The organism is Bacillus sp. OV322, assembly GCF_900112495.1.
Taxonomy (GTDB): domain Bacteria; phylum Bacillota; class Bacilli; order Bacillales; family DSM-1321; genus Peribacillus.
Genome location: NZ_FOMA01000004.1, coordinates 323,492 through 344,996, shown reverse-complemented (window position 1 = coordinate 344,996; position 21,505 = coordinate 323,492). Strand labels below are relative to the sequence as shown.

The window sequence follows — 21,505 nt, the reverse complement described above, 5'->3', positions numbered from 1 at the left end:
TTTGATAATCGTACAAAAATGTGAAGCGGAGGATGTATATGGGCTGGGTGCTGAAGAAATTTAATGAGTTGACGAATCATGAATTGTACAGGATTTTAGAAGAAAGAACACGGGTATTTGTTGTGGAGCAAAATTGCCCTTATCTTGAGGCTGACGGAAAGGATACAGCCTGCTATCATCTTTTTCTGGAAAAAGAAGGAGTCATGCAGGCTTATTTAAGAATTGTGCCTCCAGGAGTTTCCTATAAACAAGCATCCTTAGGAAGGGTTTTGGTGAAAAAGGAATGTAGGGGAAAGGGTCTTGCCCATGATTTAATCAGGAGAGGCATAGAATTTGTTCAGCAGGAGCTCGGGGAAACGGTGATAAAAATCCAAGCTCAGGCTCATCTGGAAGATTTTTATGGCTCCTTTGGTTTTAAGACGATTTCTGAACCTTACATCGATGATTACATACCTCATATCGACATGCTTCTATCTGAATAACAAGCTGAAAGCATGAATTAACCTGCAGGAAGATCGGCCATGGAGAATGACATCATCATGGCTGATCTGCCCCTCACTTCAAGTATTCTTATGATGATAAATGGAACTTTTCCAATCAATAATGGCATCAGGGTAACGTGCATTAATGATTCCTTCAATTTTTAAAATGTCCTCCTCTGAAGGTTCTGTGAGCGATTCTTTGTTTATGTCCCAGATAGAGATGGAATGCACCTGCGGGGATTTCCTATCATCATGCAGATATTTTTCTCCTTCATAAAGGAAGCCGTTAAAGGTTACGAAAAAATTCTTCCTGATATCACACCGGTCATCAAGGAAATAGAACTTTTTCTGTTTATGGGCGTGATGCAATTTACGGCGCGGACTAGCTATATAATGAAAGAAAGAGTAAATGATAAATAAGATGAATGCAAGCAGCACTATCCGAATGGCCAAAATCATAGTTGCCTCCTGTTATTAAAGAATTCAATGCATGTAATATATGTACGATGGTGTTTTTAATAAGTTTCAAATTTTGCTTTAATTTCGCTAACCGGAATGCAATGAAATAGTTTTCACAAACTGTGCTCTATGGAAAAAGGCGGCTGATTTCCTCTACGGGTGACTTAACGGGATTGCCTCACAGAACACAAAAAAACAACAATTTTTATGTAAAGAGCCAATAATAAAAAGGCAGGGATCAGAACGATGAACTTACATAAGCTGTTTAGCATGCAGGCTGCACTGGATTCTCATATAGAAGAGCAGCATGGAATCAAAAAAGAAGATGTGCTGGAGAAAAAAGTGCTGGCACTGCTGGTAGAAACAGGTGAGCTTGCTAATGAAACAAGAACCTTTAAATTTTGGAGTGTAAAAGGGCCCTCAGAACGCAAGAAAATCCTTGAGGAATATGTAGACGGCATCCATTTTCTGCTGTCGCTTGGGATATCTCTGAATCTGGAGGATGTTAAAATCGAGTTTGAATCAAAACAGAGTGAGAGTAGCCTGACATCACAGTTTTTGGAGGTATATGCAAAAATTCACGAGTTCAGGAAGCAGCTTTCGAAAGTAGCGTATCGGGAGATGTTTCAGGCATTCATTTCTTTAGGTGATATGCTTGGTTTTTCCGGGCAAGATATTGAAGAAGCATATGTAAGTAAAAATGAAGTCAATTACGACCGGCAAAAACAGGGATACTAAAAACTTCTATTAAAGTAAAGCTCCAGCCGGGGAATATGCCCGACGAATTACAAGAGTTGACGAATTGGCGTCAATTATGAAAAAATTTTGTGAATTTAGGTTTAGTTTTGTATAATATAGCTGGAACATAAGAAAAAAGGGGGTTTTTTGATGGTGAAATTAGATGAAACTCTAACCATGCTGAAAGATCTTACTGACGCTAAAGGCATTCCAGGCAATGAAAGCGAAGTAAGGAAAGTCATGAAAGAATACATAGCACCGTTTGCAGATGAAGTTACCTCTGACGGATTAGGCAGCTTAATTGCCAGAAAAACAGGAAAAGAAGATGGACCGAAAATCGCGGTGACTGGCCATCTAGATGAAGTAGGCTTTATGATTACCCAAATTGATGATAAAGGCTTTCTTCGCTTTCAGCCTGTCGGCGGCTGGTGGTCACAGGTTATGCTTGCACAGCGGGTCACAATCGTTACCCGCAATGGAGATGTGACAGGAATTATCGGTTCTAAGCCTCCTCACATTTTAAGTGCAGAAGCAAGGAAAAAGCCGGTTGAAATTAAAGATATGTTCATTGATATTGGCGCAGCCAGCAAAGAAGAAGCACAGTCATGGGGAGTAAGGCCTGGAGATATGGTTGTTCCATACTTCGAGTTCACAGTAATGAATAATGAAAAGCTGCTGCTTGCTAAAGCTTGGGATAACCGCATTGGCTGTGCGATTGCCATTGATGTGCTTAAGCAGCTGGACGGAAGCGATCATCCTAACGTGGTTTACGGCGTGGGTGCCGTTCAGGAGGAAGTAGGCCTTCGAGGCGCGAAAACCTCCACATTTAAAATTCAGCCTGATATCGGTTTTGCCGTTGATGTAGGCATTGCGGGGGATACACCAGGAATTTCTGAGCGCGAAGCTTTAAGCAAAATGGGAAAAGGCCCGCAAATTGTAATTTACGATGCATCCATGGTGTCCCATAAAGGCTTGCGCGAGCTTGTGACAGATACAGCGGATGAGTTGAACATTCCATATCAGTATGAGTCGATTCCAGGCGGAGGCACAGATGCCGGATCCATTCACTTGACAGCCAACGGTGTGCCGGCGCTGGCTATTACTATCGCAACACGCTACATCCATTCTCATGCAGCGATGCTTCACCGCGATGATTATGAAAATGCCGTCAAGCTGATTGTTGAAGTCATCAAGCGTCTTGACCGTGAAACAGTAGACAAAATCATTTACGAATGAAGCGAAACATGATTACTATGGCAGGCACCCTAAATGGGGCCTGTTTTTTTATGGCTGCGCTGCCTTGCAGGACTGGGTCACAAAGACGTTGCCGCAGGACGCGGCGTTCTTAGTTTTTGATCCTATGACAAGGCGCTTGCGCTTTTTTTTGAATCCAGCTCCAGCGCCTAGCCTCTCGAGGTCATAAGCCACAACCGAATTGAAGGCAAAGAGCGCCTTCTATTCGGATGCGTCTTATGCTGGTCGAAGGCCCCCAGGATGGGGGTCACAAAGACGTTGCCGCAGGACGCGGCGTTCTTAGTTTTTGATCCTATGACCAAGGCGCTTGCGCTTTTTTTGTAATCCAGCTCCAGCGCCTAGCCTCTCGAGGTCATAAGCCACATCCGAATTGAAGGCAAAGAGCGCCTTCTATTCGGATGCGTCTTATGCTGGTCGAAGGCCCCCAGGATGGGGGTCACAAAGACGTTGCCGCAGGACGCGGCGTTTTTAGTCTTTGATCCTATGACCAAGCCGCTTGCGCTTTTTTTTGTTTACAGGTTTATAGTGCGGGTATAGATAGTTAATACTATACGGAAAAATGGATGCAGAGGAGGAGTTATTATGGTTAAGAGTGTTTTCGGGATTTTTGACAGCAGTTCTGAGGTGCAGGGAGCAATTAATATTTTAAAGGCAAAGGGCTATGACAGCGGGGATATTACAATTGTAGCGGATAAGGAAGAAAGGCTGGATTTTTTCGGCTCAACCGAAAAAACGGATGTAAAAACCATTACAACAGATGAAGATGCCTATGATGATACATTTGTGGATAAAGTCATGAGATTCCTTACAAACGAAGGCACATTTGACCTCAAAGACCAATTGGAAAACACGGATTTGTCTGACCGTGAAATTTCAGCGTATGTGAGTGATGTTGATGAAGGCAAACTGCTCGTGCTGGTGGATAAGGAGGAGAATCAAGATGACCTTCTTGTAAACTCGGTCCATGCTTCAAGAGAAGATGGAGTGAGTCCAGAAGGTTCTATTGAAACAGGAGTTACCGAAAATCCTGATCCAAATATTTTCCCGAACCCTGCAGCTACGGCAGAACTGGACAATGCACATTCTGGTTCCCGCAAAGAGCCGGGTTCCCCTGAAATGCATAGCACAACCGGAACAGAGCAGAATCTTGTGGAAGGAAGCGGCCGCCTCAATACAAATGCTTTCACTGCGATTGGCAAGGATGGCGATGATGACAGCGGCAGCCGTTCAAAAACAAAAAGTATACGTGATAAAGAATTGGAAATTGAAAAGAAAAAGTCAGAGGAAGCTCATTATAAGGAGAACCTGGATCCAGAAGAAGATGTCCAGCTGGATTCTGATGATAATCCAATTGTTCATGATGACCTTTTTAAAAATAGGATTAATACCGATCACTTATGAGGTTTAAAATAACGGCAGGAGGCATTAAGAAGGCGAACTGAATCTGCTGCCATTGCAGGAAAAAATAAAAAAGCAATAGCCGGGTTGTCCGGCTATTGCTTTTTTAATCCGCTTTCCAGCGTTTGAAGCATTTCGCTTTTTTCCTCATTCGAGGCATTTTGCCAAATGACTTCGAAGAGTACGCCAAGACCAGGAAGCATCTTTTCTTCACCATTTTGGATGGCATCGACGATTGTATCCTGCAGCTGATCCTGCGAGTTGCCGCTTACGTTGTGGATAATCGCATTTCGAAGGTTTAAATTCATTGTCAATCCTCCCTTAAATCATGGTTACTCACAGACTTAGTTTTTCACAATGGTGCATGCATTATGTATACTAATTGCGTTATAATAGGACAATCATTGAAATAAAGGAGGCAATTTGCCTTGAATTTTATAGAATCAGCAAAAAATCCGAAGGTAAAGCAATGGAAAAAGCTTTTAGGCAAAAAAGAGCGGGATAAGACGGGAAAATATATAATTGAAGGTTTTCACTTAGTGGAAGAGGCATTAAAAGAAACTGACGTTGTAACGGAAGTCATTCTTTCGAAGGAAAAAGAGCTTCCTGTTTCCTTTAAATTGGAAGGCACTGAGGTTACATATGTAAGCGAAGACGTAATGAAGGCCATTTCTGATATGGAAACTCCGCAGGGAATCATTGCCGTTTGCGAGCAGAAACCATGGAATCTCGAGGAAATAAATCCTGAAAAAATCCTCCTGATTGATGCCGTGCAGGATCCGGGCAACATTGGAACAATGATCCGGACAGCAGATGCTGCGGGAATGGATATGGTCATACTGGGCGAAGGCTGCGCAGATCTTTATCATCCTAAAGTGATTCGGTCGACACAGGGGAGTTTATTTCATATGCCAATCATGAAGGGAGACCTTTCTGAAGCGATAGCCGGGCTTCAGGAGCGCGGCATCCCGGTTTACGGCACCGCATTAGAAGGGGCTGTTTCATATGAAACGGCAGATAAATCGGATTCTTTTGCCATTCTGGTCGGCAACGAAGGGCAGGGTGTAAATAAGGATCTGCTGAAAAAAACCACGCAAAATTTATATATTCCTATTTACGGAAAAAGCGAATCCCTGAATGTTGGCGTAGCATCAGCGATTTTAATGTATGCCCTCCGAAAGCAATAATATAATTCGATTTGAATACAAAGCGGAATTATAATATAATATATAACAAATTGAAAAATGAAAGACTATGACGGAGACAAGTAGCACCGGAAAGCCATTTTAGGGATAAATGCCTTGACTGAAAGCATTTTATGGGACTGCCAGTGTGAAATTTCAGCTCTCGAGTCGGCATCGGGATAATCCAGGGGTTGAATGATGCATCGGTGAAAAGCCGTTATCTTTGTCAAGTGAGCGCCGTTAGCATTGGCGCTAATAAGGGTGGTACCGCGAATACATAAACCTCGTCCCTTTCAGGGATGGGGTTTTTTTGCATTCCAAAAGTTTGTCATCCTTCATAAAAATTGCAAGCAAGTGCTACATACCCATATTAAAGAAATAAAAGGAGGAAAAACCATGCAAGAACGTCTCCAGGAACTTCAGGAGGAAGCACTTCAAAAGGTTTTGAATGCTTCTGAATTAAAGGAATTGAATGATATCCGAGTGGCTTATTTAGGTAAAAAAGGCCCTATTACAGAGGTATTGCGCGGAATGGGCAAGCTTTCGGCGGAAGAACGGCCGAAAGTTGGCGCACTTGCCAATGTAGTGCGTGAAGCCATTGCACAGAAGATCGAGGAAAAGCAGCAGGCACTTGAAACGGCTGCTGTGAACGAAAAGCTGGCAGCTGAAAAAATTGATGTCACATTGCCAGGACGCCCTGTCAAAAAAGGAAGCCATCACCCGCTTACAAAAGTCATTGAAGAAATAGAAGATCTTTTCATCGGAATGGGCTATACCGTTGCGGAAGGACCTGAAGTAGAAACAGATTATTACAACTTCGAGGCGCTTAATTTGCCTAAAGGCCATCCGGCCCGCGATATGCAGGATTCCTTCTATATTACAGAAGAAATTTTAATGCGTACCCATACCTCTCCTGTACAGGCAAGAACGATGGAGAAGCACAAAGGAAAAGGCCCGGTTAAAATCATCTGTCCAGGAAAGGTATACCGCAGGGATAATGACGATGCCACACACTCTCACCAGTTCATGCAGATTGAAGGCCTTGTGATTGATGAAAATATCCGCATGAGCGACCTTAAGGGAACACTTGAGGTTTTTGCCAAGAAAATGTTTGGCCAGGACCGGGAAATCCGTCTGCGCCCTAGCTTCTTCCCGTTCACTGAGCCATCAGTGGAAATGGACATTTCCTGCAAAATCTGCGGCGGAAAAGGCTGCAGTGTCTGCAAGGGAACAGGCTGGATTGAAATCCTTGGAGCAGGTATCGTGCATCCGAATGTGCTGGAGATGGCCGGCTTCGATCCTGAAAAATACTCTGGTTTTGCATTCGGTATGGGACCAGAGCGAATCGCCATGCTGAAATATGGTATTGATGATATCCGCCACTTCTATACAAATGATATCCGTTTCCTAAAGCAATTTGAACAATTCGAATCCTAAGCGCTGCTATGGATACCAATATTTGAGCTAAAACATTTCTGAGGAGGAAAATCATGTTTGTATCATATAAATGGCTGCAGGATTATGTGGATTTATCCGGAATCACTCCTGATGAGCTTGCTGAAAAAATCACAAAAAGCGGCATTGAAGTTGAAGGTGTAGAGAAGAAGAGTGAAGGCATTTCAGGTGTTGTCATTGGCCATGTCCTTGAAAAAGAACAGCATCCCAATGCAGATAAATTAAATAAATGCCAGGTGGATGTTGGCGGAGAAAATCCGATTCAGATTATCTGCGGCGCCCCGAATGTGGATAAAGGGCAAAAGGTGGCAGTTGCTACTGTCGGAGCGGTTTTGCCTGGGAATTTCAAAATAAAAAAGGCCAAGCTTCGCGGAGAAGAATCAAATGGCATGATTTGCTCGCTTCAGGAGCTGGGCATTGAATCCAAGTTAATCAGCAAGGATTATGCTACAGGCATCTATGTATTCCCGAATGATGTAAAGGTCGGCGAAAATGCTTTGGAATACCTTGGACTGGATGATGCGGTACTAGAACTTGGACTTACACCGAACAGGTCTGATTGCTTAAGTATGATTGGAGTCGCCTATGAAGTGGCTGCCATTCTTGGCCGTGAAGTAAAATGGCCGGAAGTTTCTGCTGAAGAAACCGATGAAAAAGCAGACGGCTTGCTTACTGTTCAAGTAGAAGCACCTGAAGATAACCCTTTATATGTGGCAAAAATCATTAAAAATGTAAAAGTAGGGCCGTCGCCTTTATGGCTTCAAGGCCGTTTGATGGCCAGCGGAATCCGTCCCCACAACAATGTGGTAGATATCACGAATTACATTTTGCTTGAATACGGCCAGCCTTTGCACGCATTTGATTATGACCGTCTTGGATCAAAGGAAATTGTCGTAAGGCGCGCACATGATGGAGAAAAAATCGTGACATTGGATGATGCTGAAAGAACGCTGACACCTGATCACCTTGTTATTACCAACGGAAAAGAACCGGTTGCCATTGCAGGTGTGATGGGCGGAGCTAATTCAGAGGTTAAAAATGATACGGTTACTGTTATTCTTGAATCTGCTTATTTTTCAGGTGCAGTTGTAAGGAAAACGTCCAAGGACCATTCATTGCGCAGTGAAGCTAGTGCACGTTTTGAAAAAGGGGTCGATCCTGAAAGAGTGCGCCAGGCTGCTGAAAGAGCGGCCGGATTAATGGCCCAATATGCTAACGGAACAGTTCTTGCAGGCTCAGTAGAGCATGATACATTAACAGCTGAACCGGCTGTTGTGAGCATTACCCTGCAAAAAATCAACAGCTTGCTTGGAACTGAGCTTCAGGTGTCAGAGGTAGTATCCATTTTTGAAAGACTTCAATTCGAAGTGTCTGAAGACAATGGCACCTTTACCGTGACTGTCCCGACCCGGCGCGGTGATATCACAATTGAAGCAGATTTAATAGAGGAAGTTGCCCGTCTTTATGGCTATGATTATCTTCCGACTACCTTGCCGGTTTCAGCTTCTGCTCCTGGGGGTTTGACAGATTATCAGCTTAAACGCCGCATGATGCGACGTGTCCTTGAAGGTGCAGGCCTATACCAGGCTGTAACGTATTCCTTGACCAGTGAAGAAAAATCAGCACAGTTTGCCCTTTCTAAAAGAGAGTCCATCAGGCTCGCCATGCCGATGAGCGAGGAGCGCAGCCAGCTTCGCTTAAGCATCGTTCCGCAGCTTCTTGAAGTATTAAAATATAATAGTGCCAGACAAAACGACTCATTGGCTTTATATGAAATTGGCTCTGTCTTCCTGAAGAAAGAGGGGGAAGACCTTCCAGAGGAAAGAGAACATTTAGCCGGTGCTATTACAGGGCTTTGGGAATCAAATCCATGGCAGGGCGAAAAGAAGCCAGCTGATTTCTACGTTGCAAAAGGAATTCTGGAAACAGCGTTTGCTGCACTTGGATTAGAAGGGCAAATTTCCTTCAAGCAAGCTGAAATTGCCGACATGCATCCGGGCAGGACTGCTCAAGTGCTGTTAAATGAAGAAGTCATCGGCTTTGTGGGCCAGGTCCATCCGACACTTCAAAAAGAGCTGGATTTGAAAGAAACCTATGTATTTGAACTTTCCTTCAAAGCTCTGGCAGAAGCTTCAGGAACTCCTGTTTCATACAGCATGATTCCGCGTTTCCCTTCCATTACACGCGACATCGCTCTTGTTTGTGACAGCGAAACAGCAGCAGGGGATATTCAGCAAGCCATTGCCAAGGCAGGCGGAAAATTGCTGAAAGAAGTAAATGTGTTTGACTTATATGAAGGAGAGCGTATGGAGCCAGGGAAAAAATCGCTTGCATATTCTCTGAAATATTTTGATCCTGAACGCACACTGACTGACGAAGATGTAACAAAAGCGCATGAAAAAGTGCTTTCAGCAGTTAAAGAGCAATTCGGAGCAGAATTAAGAGGATAACAAAAACTTCAATGAAAAAGCAGTCTGGCTAAATGCCAGACTGCTTTCTTCTGCTTAGGCCCAAGGATAGGATTAGTAATATGCTGCCGCAGGACGCGGCGTTCTTAGTCTTTGATCCGCTCACAAGGCGTTTGCGCTTTTTTTATTTAATCCAGCTTCAGCGCCTAGCCTCTCGAGGTCATAAGTCACATCAGAATTGAAGGCAAAGAGCGCCTTCCATGTCCAAAACCCTATTTGCTTCGGGGGGTGACCAAGGCGCTTTCGCTTTTTCATTTAATCCAGCTTCAGCGCCTAGCCTCTCGAGTCATAAGCCACTCAAGAATTGAAGGCAAAGAGCGCCTTCTATTCTTGAGCGTCTTATGCAAGTCGAGGGCCCCCAGGATGGGGGTCACAAAGACGTTGCCGCAGGACGCGGCGTTATTAGTCTTTGTTCCACTTTACGCATTTTTTATTTATATTTTTTCTGATATAGGCGTTTGGCTTTTTCTGTGTTGGCGAAGTGGGTTTTGGTGAATTCATTGAGTGCATTTATGCCTTTTTCGCGGATTAGCCTTGCTCCAGCTTCATCAACTGCCGGGCCTGCACCTTTTGGGATTGTGAAGCCTGCTTTTTCGCTGAGCTTTTCAATATGCCTGATAAAGGCAAAGCGCGCCAGGATAGAGGCAGCAGCCACACTGAGATGGATGCCTTCTGCTTTTGTACTTAAATAGATGGAATCCGATTCAAAAAGCTGCTGTCCTTTTAAGTAATTGAAAAATACACCAGGCTGGGCAAACTGGTCGATTAGAATTCCTTCGGGCTTTTCCGGAATTTTATGTAACACATGCTTGATGGCTGCGTTATGCAAAAGGGCTTTTATTTTACCCTGCGACATGCCTTGTGCCTGCATGGCATTGTATTTGGGATTCTCGCATGTGACAAGCGAAAATGGAACAACGTGCCTGATTTGTGATGCAATTTCCATGATCTGCTTATCTTTCAGGTTTTTAGAGTCCTGTACACCCATTTCTTTCAAAAGCCCAAGCTGCTCTTTTTTTGCATAAACAGCTACAACAGTAATGGGGCCAAAATAATCGCCAGTCCCGACTTCATCAGATCCGACTATCGACATTTGCCCAATGCCAGGCGGCGGGGAATACTTGTGCTTGGCAGGATTGGAAGTGGACGTAGCTTGCTTGCCTGCAGGTGATGGGGTGTCAGCACTCCATTTTCCTGATTCAAACTCGGCATTTGAACCCTGGAATAATACTTTTCCAGACTTGTAGGCTGTAATGGTGCACTGCGCAGGCTTGGCAGAAAAGATGCTGCCTGGGGGTTTCTTTTCAATGATTGATGCGGAATAGTGTTTTTCCATTTCGTTCATCACAGAAGGATTTACTAATAAAACGACATTTGCCATGTTAAATTGACTCCTTTTTTTAAATTCTTTTCCGTAAATTTACAAAAAAATCGTTATAACAGCTGAATTGGCTGTCCTCTCTCTTTCACGACGAAAAACTTCATGTTATAGTATGAGGTAGGATTCTTTAGAATGGGGGCATTATTGTGCCGGACGATAGAAAAAACAGAACAACGGTTGATATATACGGACAGCAATATACCATCATGGGTGCGGAGAGCACTGGTCATATCCGCCTGGTCGCATCCATGGTTGACGATAGCATGAGAGAAATAAGCATGAAGAATCCATCACTGGATACAAGCAAGCTTGCCGTGCTTACAGCGGTGAATGCGATACATGATTATCTGAAATTGAAAGATCAAATAGACCAGCTTAAACTGGAATTACAGAAAGAAAAGGACTGAGTGCATGGTAGACTTGGCCATTATAGCCATTCTTGTAATCGGATTTTTTATCGGATTAAGGAGAGGCCTGATTTTACAGCTGATCCATCTTACAGGGTTTATTGTTGCCTTCATCGCTGCATATGCATATTATGACGAGCTGGCACCGAAGCTGAAGCTATGGATTCCTTATCCGTCTCTAGGAAATACATCTAGTCTGAAAATGTTTTTTGATGGCGCCGGACTTGATGGAGCCTATTATAATGCCATCGCTTTTGCAATCATCTTCTTCGCTGTCAAGATTTTATGGCAGCTTTTGGGGTCGATGCTCGACTTCATTTCCCATTTGCCGATCTTAAGGCAGCTGAATAGCTGGGGCGGGGGAATCTTTGGTTTAGCTGAAGTATATTTTATCATGTTTATCCTATTATACATAGCCGCGCTTCTGCCAGTGGATACCATTCAGGGACCGCTGAATGACTCCTTTATGGCAAAGGCTATAGTAAAAGACACACCAATCCTCTCAAAGACAGTGAAGGATTTGTGGTTTCAATATGTAAAAGTATAAGCGTAAGGTCCTGTGGCCCCGCAGCCTCCTAAGCAATCCTTTATAAGGCGAGCTGGAAGCCCGGGACAACAGGCCTTTTCTGTCTGTAAATCCCCTATAGGCTAATCCTTCGCTGCAGTTTTGCTGTCTGGCCATTTCAGAATAGTTGTACTTTAGTGTGAAGCCATGTATCTTTAAGAATGGGAACCATCATAACTATAAAGGCAAAAAGAGCCTTAGGCTGAACGGAGATTATTACGTGCGGCTTAGGATATCAATATATATATTAATACTAAATCTGGCAGGTGAATTCAGATGACAATCAATAAAAAAGACTGCATAAAATTACTCGAACGAATTGCAACATATATGGAGCTAAAAGGAGAAAATCCATTCAAGGTTTCTGCCTTCAGAAAAGCGGCCGGAGCCCTCGAGACGGATGACAGAAGCTTGTCAGATATAGAAGACTTCACTAAGCTGAACGGAATTGGAAAAGGCACGGCAGCTGTTATCGAAGAGTTTATTAAAGAAGGAAAATCCTCAGTGCTGATAGAGCTTCAGGAGGAAGTGCCAAAAGGATTAATTCCGCTTCTGCAGCTGCAGGGACTCGGAGGAAAGAAAATCGCTAAGCTTCATAAAGAACTTCAGGTTAATGATGTACATGATCTGAAGCGGGTCTGTGAAGAAGGAAGAGTGCGTGATCTGGCCGGCTTTGGAAAAAAGACCGAGGAGAAGATCCTTGCCGCGATTGAAGATGCCGGAAAAAGGCCAGACAGGCTTCCGCTGGCATTTATGATGCCAATTGCAGGGGATATTGAAGCTGCTCTAGAAAATATGGATCATATCATCCGTTTTTCGAGAGCGGGGAGCTTGAGGAGAATGAGGGAAACCATTAAGGATCTTGATTTTATCATCAGCTCGGATAAACCTGATGAAATAAAAGAGCAGCTGCTCGCCCTTTCTGGGATTAAGCAGGTAATTGCAGCGGGGGAAACCAAGGTTTCTGTTGTATTGGATTATGAATATGATGTATCGGTGGATTTCAGAATCGTAAAAGACAATGAATTCATTACTACTCTGCACCATTTTACAGGTTCAAAGGACCATAATGTACGAATGAGGCAGCTGGCAAAGGAACGCGGCGAAAAGATAAGCGAGTATGGCGTGGAAATCGATGAGACAGGGGAAGTGCTGTCTTTTCAATCTGAAGAAGAATTCTATCAGCATTTCGGCCTGCCGTTCATTCCTCCTGAACTTCGTGAAGACGGAACAGAAGTGGAACACTATAATGCGGATGAGCCATTAATTAGCTCCTCAGACATCTCCGGGGATCTTCATATGCACACAACATGGAGCGATGGAGCCTATACAATCGAGGAAATGATTGAGGCGTGCAGGGCCAAAGGCTATAAATATATGGCAATCACGGATCATTCTCAATATCTGAAGGTAGCAAACGGGCTTACTGCAGAGCGTCTCAGAGAACAAAAGAAAATCATTCATGAGTTGAATGAAAAATATGATGACATAACAATATTGTCTGGAATTGAAATGGATATCCTTCCAGACGGTTCACTGGATTATGATGATGAACTGCTTGCTGAGATGGACCTGGTGATCGCGTCCATACACTCAAGCTTTTCACAGAGCCAGGATAAAATTATGGATCGCCTGAAAAATGCGCTTGAAAATCCGCATGTCGATATTATTGCACATCCTACGGGCAGACTGATAGGGAAACGCGATGGCTATGACGTAGATATGGACATGCTGATTGAGCTTGCAGCTAAAACAAATACGGCACTCGAGCTTAATGCCAACCCAAATCGTCTTGACCTTGCTGCACCTAACGTAAGAAAAGCGCAGGAAGCGGGGGTAACGATTGTCATCAATACGGATGCCCACAGCATTGATATGCTGGAGGATATGCCGATTGGCGTTTCTTCTGCAATAAAAGGCTGGATTAAAAAGACAACCGTCTTGAATGCAATGGATACAGACGGCTTGCTGTCATTTTTAAAAAGGAACGATTAAAGCGGAGATCTACTAACCGATTCCCAAGAGGAGGATACTTGCTTCATGCATGCTAAAGCTTTAAAAACGCTGGAATTTGATAAAATAAAAGGCCAACTCCTGACTTTTGCTTCATCCTCAATCGGCAAGGAAAAGGCTGAACAGCTCACGCCTTCTGCTGATTTTACAGAGGTATTGAAGTGGCAGGAGGAAACGGATGAAGCGGCCAATGTAATCCGTCTGAAAGGAAATGTGCCCCTCGGCGGAATCTTTGATATCCGGCCACACGCAAAGCGCGCACAAATTGGAGGCATGCTGAGTCCGATGGAACTGATGGAAATATCATCAACGATTCGTGCCGGCCGCATTCTGACACGCTTTTTCGAGGAGCTGGAGGAAGATGAACACGAACTTCCCCATCTGGGAGAATATATAAAAAATATAATGCCGCTAGGCAATCTGCAGCAGGAAATCAATTTTGCCATAGGAGAGCACGGAGAAGTCATCGACTCGGCAAGCGACAAGCTTCGCACCCTCCGCAATCAGCTGCGCACAAACGAAAGCAGGGTACGCGATAAACTAGAAAGCATGATCCGGTCATCTAATGCTTCAAAAATGCTTTCAGACGCCATCGTCACAATCAGAAACGACCGGTTTGTTATTCCTGTCAAGCAAGAGTACCGAAGCGTATATGGAGGGATCATCCATGACCAGTCTTCATCAGGACAGACACTTTTCATTGAACCGCAAGTTATTGTTCAGTTAAACAATGTGATCCAGGAAACCAGGGTCAAGGAGCAGCAGGAAATTGAGCGGATTCTTGTTGAATTATCTCTTGCCGTCGGTGAACATACACATGACTTGCTTGTGAATGTGAGGATACTTGCTGAGCTTGATTTCATTATTGCAAAAGCAAGGTTCGGCAAGGCTATAAAGGGTTCAAAGCCGAAGCTGAATGATGAAGGACGTGTTAAGCTGATCAGAGCCAAGCATCCCCTGATTGATGAAGACGTTGTAGTGGCCAATGATATTTATCTGGGCGAGGATTTTACCACCATTGTTATCACCGGACCCAATACAGGAGGTAAAACAGTCACACTGAAAACTTTGGGGCTTTGTACGCTTATGGCACAATCCGGCCTTCATATTCCGGCTGCTGACGGCTCTGAAACGGCTGTTTTCCGTTCAGTTTATGCAGACATCGGGGATGAGCAATCGATTGAACAGAGCTTGAGCACATTTTCATCCCATATGGTCAATATCGTGGAAATACTGAAGCACGTTGATCACGAAAGCCTGGTGCTATTCGATGAACTTGGAGCTGGTACAGATCCCCAGGAGGGCGCAGCACTTGCAATTTCCATTCTGGATGAAGTGTACAAGCGTGGCGCAAGAGTGATTGCAACTACGCATTATCCGGAACTGAAAGCTTATGGATTTGACCGTGACGGTGTTATTAATGCAAGCGTCGAATTCGATGTGGAATCACTTCGTCCGACATATAAATTGCTGATAGGCGTACCTGGACGAAGCAATGCCTTTGAAATTTCTAAGCGCCTCGGTCTTGAAGAATCCATTATCAGCCATGCCAGAAGCCATGTCGGGGAAGACACTAATCAGGTGGAAAATATGATTGCTTCCCTCGAGGACAGCAGAAGGCAGGCCGAGACTGAAGAAGCTGAAGCAGCGGATTATTTAAAGCAGGCTGAAAAATTGCATAAAGATCTTCAAAAAGAAATCATGGAATACTATGAACAAAAAGATGAGATGATGCAAAAGGCTGCAGCCGAAGCAGCTGAGCTTGTGGAAAAAGCAAAAAGAGATTCAGAAGCGATCATTTCCGATTTGAGAAAAATGCGTCTTGAAAAACAGGCGGATGTTAAAGAACATGAATTGATTGAAGCCAGAAAGCGTCTGGATGAAGCGGCACCTGCCGTGAAGAAAACAGCAAAAGCAAAAACAGCCGCCGCAAGCGATAAGAGGGAGCTTCATCCAGGTGATGAAGTAAAAGTAATCAGCTTTAACCAAAAAGGCCATCTTATCGATAAAACATCAGGCGATGAATGGCAGGTCCAGATCGGTATCATGAAAATGAAGGTAAAAGAATCTGATCTTCAATTCATTAAGGCCACAAAAGAAAAAGAGAAAAAACCGCTGGCAACAGTCAGGGGAAAAGATTATCATGTCAGCCTTGAACTTGATTTGCGCGGCGAAAGATATGAGAGCGCCCTTTCAAGGGTTGAAAAATATATTGATGATGCACTGCTTGCAGGCTATCCGCGCGTTTCCATTATTCATGGGAAAGGAACGGGCGCTTTAAGGCAGGGAGTTCAGGAATACTTGAAAAATCATCGATCTGTCAAAAGAGCAAGGTTTGGAGAAGCAGGCGAGGGCGGAACAGGCGTCACGGTCGTAGAATTTAAATAGTTCTGCAAAAAGCTGTGCGGATCTGCCTGAAGCAAAATACGGTAAAAAAAAGCAGAGATGGATAAAGGGGAGAAGCCGGGTGGAAAAACTCGCAAAGGTGCTGATCGGATGCTGTGCAGTGTTCCTGGCACTCGGTATCATTTATATGGTTTACTTTGCTAAATAGATTCTCGAAACTGCATACTGAAAAAGAAGAAAAAGCCGGACTTATTCCTTATTACTGGAATTGAGACGGCTTTTTTTCCTGTTTTCTGGCGTCGTTTTTACTATGTAGTGCGAAATCCAACTTTAAAGAGAAACAATAGAGACTCTTTTGAGGTGGTGTTGGGATCTCAATCAAGCTCCATATTCTACTTTTTCAGAATGTGTCAGGTTTTTGATTTCCAGTTAAATGGATAATAATTCTGATTAAGCATTAATTAGAGCCAAATCGGCTTTGATTCAAGCGAAATGATTTCTTCACAATACCTCGGGCAAGCAAGCATCCTAATACACTGGTTTTTTCCGGAAAGGACTATCCTAGAACTTAAAAGTGTAAGAAAAACAGGTCCATTTTAACCATTTGATACGCTCTTTTGGTAAAACACATAATTAGAGAGATGCCTTTTTCATAATGGACCTCAAAATCAGCTGTCTAATTTCCAGTTAAATGGATAATAGTACCGAATCGAGCTCCATTCGAGCGAAATAGTCCCTGATTCGAGTGAAATCAGTGTTCATTAGAGCCAAATCGGCAGGGATTCGAGCAAAATCAATTTTTATGACAAGGGTAAAGCGTTCCCGCCCTCTATACTTTCAACAAGTGCTTCCGCTTTTTATTTCATTGTCACTCTTTGCGGAGTATATTATAATATAATGGAAAAGTTAGAATTTTTAATCTAGTTTGCCGGCTGTTTTATAATGCGGCAAGGGGAATGGCAGATAGCTAGCATGATTCAGGAACACGTATAGAAAGAGGTTGCCGCCTAGCTAGCCATTAGAAAATAAGCCCAGTCATTAAGGGGAGGGTTTAAATGAGCAATAAGCCATGGACAAAGGTCTACCCGAAACATATACCTGAAACTTTGGAGTACGAAGAAAAACCGCTGTATTCTTTATTAAATGAATCTGCGGAAGAATTTCCTGATAAGATCTCCATTTCATTTATGGGAAAAAAACTGACGTTTAAAGAAGTGCATCAGTCAGCGCAGAAATTTGCATCTTATTTGAAGAAGATTGGACTTCAAAAAGGGGATAGAGTAGCGATCATGCTGCCAAATACCCCGCAGGCTGTCATCAGCTATTTTGGCATCCTGCTCGCGGGAGGCACGGTTGTCCAGACGAATCCTCAGTATATGGAGAGAGAACTGGAATATCAGATGAAGGATTCTGGAGCAACAATCATCGTTACACTGGATCTTTTATTTCCCCGGGCCGCATCCATAGCAGGCAGGACAGATTTGAAACATATTATTGTAACCGCTATCAAGGACTATTTGCCTTTCCCGAAAAATATCGCGTATCCTTTTATCCAGAAAAAAGAGCATGGAATTGTAGTTAAGGTTGAACATGCCGGAAGCCACCATCTGTTTAAAGAAATCATGAAGATGGAAGTGCCAAGTGAAAGGCCTGCTGCGATTGATATTGATGAAGATCTTGCGCTTATCCAGTATACAGGCGGGACGACCGGTTTTCCAAAGGGTGTTATGCTGACCCACCGGAATCTGCTGGCCAATGCTAAAATGTGTTCAGCGTGGCTGTATAAATGCCGGCGCGGAGAAGAAAGTGTTCTTGGAATACTGCCGTTTTTCCATGTGTATGGAATGACGACTGTGATGATTTTATCCATAATGGAAGGATATAGAATGATCCTCCTCCCGAAATTCAATACAGAAATGGCGCTGAAAACGATTCAAAAGGAACGCCCGACAATGTTTCCCGGAGCACCGACCATTTACATCGGCCTTCTGAATCATCCATCCATTCAAAAGTATGATCTTTCATCCATAGATTCCTGCATTAGCGGATCTGCTCCGCTGCCAGTTGAAGTCCAGGAGAAATTCGAGAAGGTAACCGGGGGGAAATTGGTGGAAGGCTACGGATTGTCCGAAACATCTCCTGTTACACATGCTAACTTTTTGTGGGATCAGCCAAGAGTCAAAGGCAGCATAGGAGTTCCATGGCCTGATACTGAAGCCGTGATTTTATCCCTTGAAACAGGCGAGCCTGCTGAAAACATGGAAATAGGGGAAATAGCCGTAAAAGGGCCGCAGGTAATGAAAGGGTATTGGAACCGTCCGGAAGATACAGAAGCAGTTTTTAAGAATGGCTGGCTTTTGACTGGAGATCTCGGTTATATGGACGACCAGGGATTCTTTTATGTGGCAGACCGTAAAAAGGACATGATTATTGCTGGAGGATTTAATATTTATCCGCGGGAAGTTGAAGAGGTGCTGTATGAGCATGAAAGCATACAGGAAGCTGTAGTGGCAGGAGTCCCTCATCCCTATAGAGGAGAAACAGTGAAAGCATACATTGTTTTAAAAGAAGGGGCATCGGTAACGGAGGAAGAACTGAATGCCTTCACAAGGAAGCATCTGGCGGCTTACAAGATTCCGAGAATTTATGAATTCCGGAAAGAACTGCCAAAAACAGCTGTAGGGAAGATACTTCGCAGGGAGCTTGTAGACGAAGAAAATAGAAAAATCGCTCAAGAAAAAAAAGATGCCTGAGTATGCTAGCCGTGATGCGGGAGTTTCCCGTTTTCTTGCATTAAAACTGGACAAACCCCCATGCCGGCCATAAAATGAAACTATTAAGATGTTTTTTCTTGACAGTTTGGAAGCATCATTCTATGATGGAAATATGAATGATGATTCATTCATTTTCTCTCTGAAAGGGGACGCCAAGTGAAACGCAACAAACCAAAATACAAACAAATTATTGATGCTGCCGTAGTAATCATTGCAGAAAACGGCTATCATCAGGCACAGGTTTCAAAAATTGCCAAGCAGGCAGGTGTGGCGGATGGCACCATTTATCTTTATTTTAAGAACAAGGAAGATATTCTCGTTTCTTTATTTCAGGAAAAAATGGGATACTTTGTTGAACAGATAGAAGAAGAGATAAGAGGTAAGAAAAGCTCTGCCGAAAAGCTGCTTGTCTTAATAAAAAAACACTTTCAAATCCTTTCAGATGATGTTCATTTAGCAACTGTAACCCAGCTGGAGCTTAGACAGTCCAATAAAGAATTGCGTTTGCGGATCAATGATGTTTTAAGAGGATATTTGACAGTGATTGATAGGATTATCCGGGAGGGAAAAGAAAATGGAGAGTTCCTTCCGGATCTGAGTGTGAAGCTTGCCAGGCAGATGATTTTCGGCACGATTGATGAAACAGCGACAACCTGGGTCATGAATGAGCAGCATTATTCCCTGACTGAGCTTGCCGATTCTGTGCACTCCCTATTGATCGGGGGCTGCGGCTGCAAAGTGCAGTCATAGCCTCAAAGTTGTCATTACATAGCAATTGTTTGAACCTTATATGCAGACAGTGTACGCTGTCTGCATATAAGGAAAGTTTCAGAAAGCGCTTACTAGTTCTTTTAGGGAGGAATAGAAAATGGAATTTATCAAACACCAGATTGAAAATTTTGTTGCATATATCACCATACAGAAGCCGCCGGCCAATGCCCTTTCTTCTTCTGTATTGACTGAGATGTCCGAATTATTCGATGAATTGGAACAAAATAGTGAAGTCAGGGCCATTTTGATTCACGGAGAAGGGAAATTCTTTTCTGCAGGTGCAGATATCAAAGAATTCACTTCCATTCCTAGCGGTGAGGAATTTTCCGCGCTATCCTCAAAAGGCCAAGAGTTTTTTGAAAGAATTGAGCAGTTTTCAAAGCCTGTCATTGCAGCCATTCACGGCGCGGCTTTGGGAGGCGGGCTTGAACTGGCGATGTCCTGCCATATCCGGCTGGTGACGGAAAATGCGAAGCTTGGACTTCCTGAGCTGCAGCTTGGACTCATTCCGGGATTTGCCGGAACGCAAAGGCTTCCGCGATATGTAGGGACTGCAAGGGCGGCAGAGATGCTATTTACAAGTGAACCGATTACGGGCAGCGAAGCTGTGCAGCTAGGCCTGGCTAACCATGCGTTCCAGGATGAGGAACTGCTTCCGAAGGCAAAAGAGCTTGCTCAAAAAATTGCGAAGAAAAGCCCGCTTGCACTTAAGAAAACAATTGAGCTTCTGAACTATTCAAAGCCTGAAAGCTTCCATAAGGGAGTTGAAAAGGAAGCGGCAGCATTCGGAGAGGTTTTCGTTTCAGAGGATGCCAAAGAAGGAATCAGCGCATTTATTGAAAAAAGAGAAGCCGTTTTTAAAGGCAGATAAACATTGGAATTATGGCCAGCTGCAGAACTAAGCTTGTGAGAACAAGCAAGGAAGCGGAGCCATTCTTATAAAAAATATCCCAATTTTCCAAACTGACAGAAAAATTTAGGAGGGACCAACGTGAATATTTATGTATTATTAAAAAGAACCTTTGATACAGAAGAAAAAATTACTCTTTCAGGCGGCAAAATCAATGAAGATGGAGCAGAATTCATTATCAATCCTTATGATGAGTATGCGGTAGAAGAAGCGATTCAGGTCCGTGACGCACAGGGCGGCGAAGTGACTGTTGTAACAGTGGGCGGAGAAGAGGCAGAAAAGCAGCTTCGCACAGCTTTGGCAATGGGTGCCGATAAAGCTGTACTGATTAACATAGAAGATGACGTAGAAAATGGCGATCAATTTACAACATCTAAAATTCTTGCTGAATTCCTGAAAGACAAAGATGCAGACTTGATTCTTGCAGGAAATGTTGCAATCGATGGGGCAACAGGCCAGGTAGGTCCGCGTGTGGCTGAGATTCTGGATATTCCTTATATCACAACGATCACTAAGCTTGAAATCAGCGGAGAAACAGTCACTGTAACAAGAGACGTGGAAGGCGATTCCGAAGTGATTGAAACAAAGCTTCCTCTTTTGGTTACGGCACAGCAGGGATTAAATGAGCCCCGCTATCCTTCTCTTCCGGGCATCATGAAAGCCAAGAAAAAGCCATTGGATGAATTGGAACTGGATGATCTGGATCTTGAAGAGGACGATGTGGAAGCAAAAACGAAAACAATTGAAATCTTCCTTCCTCCTAAAAAAGAAGCCGGCAGAGTCCTTGAAGGAGAAATAGCTGAACAGGCTGCCGAGCTTGTAAAGCTTCTCCGCAGTGAAGCTAAAGTTATCTGACCTAAATAGATTAATGGCGCTACCCTATAAAAAAACGATAATCAT

18 protein-coding genes, 2 pseudogenes and 1 other annotated feature are annotated in these 21,505 nt (G+C 43.6%); of the genes and pseudogenes, 17 read left to right on the top strand and 3 right to left on the bottom strand.

Annotated features, from left to right (window positions below; translation table 11 throughout):
• The first annotated feature begins 38 nt into the window (after nucleotides 1–38).
• On the top strand, nucleotides 39–482 hold the full coding sequence (locus BM126_RS11885) for a GNAT family N-acetyltransferase (protein ID WP_090989711.1): 444 nt from the start codon (nucleotides 39–41) through the stop codon (nucleotides 480–482).
• Between the two features lie 78 nt (nucleotides 483–560).
• On the opposite strand, the gene BM126_RS11880 is transcribed toward BM126_RS11885, so the two are convergent.
• Nucleotides 561–941 (bottom strand): hypothetical protein, encoded by a 381-nt coding sequence (locus tag BM126_RS11880; RefSeq protein ID WP_090989710.1) that lies wholly within the window; start codon nucleotides 939–941, stop codon nucleotides 561–563.
• A 246-nt stretch (nucleotides 942–1,187) separates the two neighbouring features.
• On the opposite strand from BM126_RS11880, the gene BM126_RS11875 reads away from it, so the two are divergent.
• The 3 genes from BM126_RS11875 to BM126_RS11865 all read left to right on the top strand — a co-directional run bounded on the left by BM126_RS11875 (nucleotide 1,188) and on the right by BM126_RS11865 (nucleotide 4,334).
• Nucleotides 1,188–1,679, top strand: coding sequence for a dUTP diphosphatase (locus BM126_RS11875; RefSeq protein ID WP_090989709.1), 492 nt, complete (start codon nucleotides 1,188–1,190; stop codon nucleotides 1,677–1,679).
• A 150-nt stretch (nucleotides 1,680–1,829) separates the two neighbouring features.
• Nucleotides 1,830–2,915, top strand: a complete 1,086-nt coding sequence (locus BM126_RS11870; RefSeq protein WP_071350785.1) for a M42 family metallopeptidase — start codon at nucleotides 1,830–1,832, stop codon at nucleotides 2,913–2,915.
• 600 nt (nucleotides 2,916–3,515) lie between these two features.
• Nucleotides 3,516–4,334 (top strand): general stress protein, encoded by an 819-nt coding sequence (locus BM126_RS11865; protein WP_090989708.1) that lies wholly within the window; start codon nucleotides 3,516–3,518, stop codon nucleotides 4,332–4,334.
• Between the two features lie 92 nt (nucleotides 4,335–4,426).
• On the opposite strand, the gene sspI is transcribed toward BM126_RS11865, so the two are convergent.
• Nucleotides 4,427–4,639 (bottom strand): small acid-soluble spore protein SspI, encoded by a 213-nt coding sequence (gene sspI, locus BM126_RS11860; RefSeq protein ID WP_090989707.1) that lies wholly within the window; start codon nucleotides 4,637–4,639, stop codon nucleotides 4,427–4,429.
• A 120-nt stretch (nucleotides 4,640–4,759) separates the two neighbouring features.
• Here sspI and BM126_RS23320 point away from each other — a divergent pair.
• The 5 genes and pseudogenes from BM126_RS23320 to pheT form a co-directional block, all read left to right on the top strand.
• Nucleotides 4,760–4,990: pseudogene (locus BM126_RS23320) on the top strand (RNA methyltransferase substrate-binding domain-containing protein); the annotation flags it as partial.
• 44 nt (nucleotides 4,991–5,034) lie between these two features.
• A pseudogene (locus BM126_RS23315) lies at nucleotides 5,035–5,079 on the top strand (hypothetical protein); the annotation flags it as partial.
• Nucleotides 5,069–5,518, top strand: coding sequence for a TrmH family RNA methyltransferase (locus tag BM126_RS23310; RefSeq protein ID WP_371261441.1), 450 nt, complete (start codon nucleotides 5,069–5,071; stop codon nucleotides 5,516–5,518). The pseudogene BM126_RS23315 and the gene BM126_RS23310, both read left to right, overlap by 11 nt.
• Nucleotides 5,519–5,576: 58 nt before the next feature.
• Nucleotides 5,577–5,810 (top strand) — a binding site (T-box leader).
• A gap of 101 nt (nucleotides 5,811–5,911) precedes the next feature.
• Nucleotides 5,912–6,952, top strand: a complete 1,041-nt coding sequence (gene pheS / locus BM126_RS11850; RefSeq protein WP_090989705.1) for a phenylalanine--tRNA ligase subunit alpha — start codon at nucleotides 5,912–5,914, stop codon at nucleotides 6,950–6,952.
• A gap of 53 nt (nucleotides 6,953–7,005) precedes the next feature.
• Entirely contained in the window at nucleotides 7,006–9,420 is a 2,415-nt protein-coding gene (pheT, locus tag BM126_RS11845) for a phenylalanine--tRNA ligase subunit beta (RefSeq protein WP_090989704.1), read from the top strand.
• Between the two features lie 448 nt (nucleotides 9,421–9,868).
• Here the strand turns inward: pheT and rnhC are convergent, their stop codons facing one another.
• A complete protein-coding gene (gene rnhC / locus BM126_RS11840) occupies nucleotides 9,869–10,819 on the bottom strand; it encodes a ribonuclease HIII (RefSeq protein ID WP_090989703.1) in 951 nt (316 codons plus the stop codon).
• A gap of 146 nt (nucleotides 10,820–10,965) precedes the next feature.
• Between rnhC and zapA the strand changes: the two genes are divergently transcribed.
• The 8 genes from zapA to BM126_RS11795 all read left to right on the top strand — a co-directional run bounded on the left by zapA (nucleotide 10,966) and on the right by BM126_RS11795 (nucleotide 21,460).
• Nucleotides 10,966–11,226, top strand: a complete 261-nt coding sequence (gene zapA, locus BM126_RS11835; RefSeq protein ID WP_090989702.1) for a cell division protein ZapA — start codon at nucleotides 10,966–10,968, stop codon at nucleotides 11,224–11,226.
• A gap of 4 nt (nucleotides 11,227–11,230) precedes the next feature.
• Nucleotides 11,231–11,773, top strand: a complete 543-nt coding sequence (locus BM126_RS11830; protein WP_071350777.1) for a CvpA family protein — start codon at nucleotides 11,231–11,233, stop codon at nucleotides 11,771–11,773.
• A 294-nt stretch (nucleotides 11,774–12,067) separates the two neighbouring features.
• A complete protein-coding gene (gene polX / locus BM126_RS11825) occupies nucleotides 12,068–13,786 on the top strand; it encodes a DNA polymerase/3'-5' exonuclease PolX (protein ID WP_090989701.1) in 1,719 nt (572 codons plus the stop codon).
• Between the two features lie 45 nt (nucleotides 13,787–13,831).
• The gene (locus BM126_RS11820) at nucleotides 13,832–16,192 is read left to right on the top strand and encodes an endonuclease MutS2 (protein WP_090989700.1); all 2,361 of its coding nucleotides are present in this window, start codon (nucleotides 13,832–13,834) and stop codon (nucleotides 16,190–16,192) included.
• Between the two features lie 1,013 nt (nucleotides 16,193–17,205).
• Nucleotides 17,206–18,903, top strand: a complete 1,698-nt coding sequence (locus tag BM126_RS11810) for an AMP-binding protein (protein WP_090989698.1) — start codon at nucleotides 17,206–17,208, stop codon at nucleotides 18,901–18,903.
• Nucleotides 18,904–19,080: 177 nt separating this feature from the next.
• Nucleotides 19,081–19,674, top strand: a complete 594-nt coding sequence (locus tag BM126_RS11805) for a TetR/AcrR family transcriptional regulator (RefSeq protein WP_071350772.1) — start codon at nucleotides 19,081–19,083, stop codon at nucleotides 19,672–19,674.
• A 118-nt stretch (nucleotides 19,675–19,792) separates the two neighbouring features.
• Complete coding sequence (locus BM126_RS11800) at nucleotides 19,793–20,566, top strand: enoyl-CoA hydratase (protein WP_090989697.1); 774 nt, start codon at nucleotides 19,793–19,795, stop codon at nucleotides 20,564–20,566.
• A gap of 120 nt (nucleotides 20,567–20,686) precedes the next feature.
• Nucleotides 20,687–21,460 carry an electron transfer flavoprotein subunit beta/FixA family protein gene (locus BM126_RS11795; RefSeq protein ID WP_071350770.1) on the top strand — a complete coding sequence of 258 codons (774 nt, stop codon included), beginning with the start codon at nucleotides 20,687–20,689 and terminating at the stop codon, nucleotides 21,458–21,460.
• The last annotated feature ends 45 nt before the right edge of the window (nucleotides 21,461–21,505 follow it).

What these genes read in the sequence shown, in the direction of transcription:
- BM126_RS11810 (WP_090989698.1), top strand. Translation starts at nt 17,206, where the DNA reads ATGAGCAATAAGCCATGGACAAAGGTCTACCCGAAACATATACCTGAA.
- BM126_RS11885 (WP_090989711.1), top strand. Translation starts at nt 39, where the DNA reads ATGGGCTGGGTGCTGAAGAAATTTAATGAGTTGACGAATCATGAATTG.
- pheS (WP_090989705.1), top strand. Translation starts at nt 5,912, where the DNA reads ATGCAAGAACGTCTCCAGGAACTTCAGGAGGAAGCACTTCAAAAGGTT.
- pheT (WP_090989704.1), top strand. Translation starts at nt 7,006, where the DNA reads ATGTTTGTATCATATAAATGGCTGCAGGATTATGTGGATTTATCCGGA.
- polX (WP_090989701.1), top strand. Translation starts at nt 12,068, where the DNA reads ATGACAATCAATAAAAAAGACTGCATAAAATTACTCGAACGAATTGCA.
- sspI (WP_090989707.1), bottom strand. Translation starts at nt 4,639, where the DNA reads ATGAATTTAAACCTTCGAAATGCGATTATCCACAACGTAAGCGGCAAC.
- BM126_RS11880 (WP_090989710.1), bottom strand. Translation starts at nt 941, where the DNA reads ATGATTTTGGCCATTCGGATAGTGCTGCTTGCATTCATCTTATTTATC.
- BM126_RS11870 (WP_071350785.1), top strand. Translation starts at nt 1,830, where the DNA reads ATGGTGAAATTAGATGAAACTCTAACCATGCTGAAAGATCTTACTGAC.
- BM126_RS11865 (WP_090989708.1), top strand. Translation starts at nt 3,516, where the DNA reads ATGGTTAAGAGTGTTTTCGGGATTTTTGACAGCAGTTCTGAGGTGCAG.
- BM126_RS11875 (WP_090989709.1), top strand. Translation starts at nt 1,188, where the DNA reads ATGAACTTACATAAGCTGTTTAGCATGCAGGCTGCACTGGATTCTCAT.
- rnhC (WP_090989703.1), bottom strand. Translation starts at nt 10,819, where the DNA reads ATGGCAAATGTCGTTTTATTAGTAAATCCTTCTGTGATGAACGAAATG.
- BM126_RS11820 (WP_090989700.1), top strand. Translation starts at nt 13,832, where the DNA reads ATGCATGCTAAAGCTTTAAAAACGCTGGAATTTGATAAAATAAAAGGC.
- BM126_RS11830 (WP_071350777.1), top strand. Translation starts at nt 11,231, where the DNA reads ATGGTAGACTTGGCCATTATAGCCATTCTTGTAATCGGATTTTTTATC.
- BM126_RS11800 (WP_090989697.1), top strand. Translation starts at nt 19,793, where the DNA reads ATGGAATTTATCAAACACCAGATTGAAAATTTTGTTGCATATATCACC.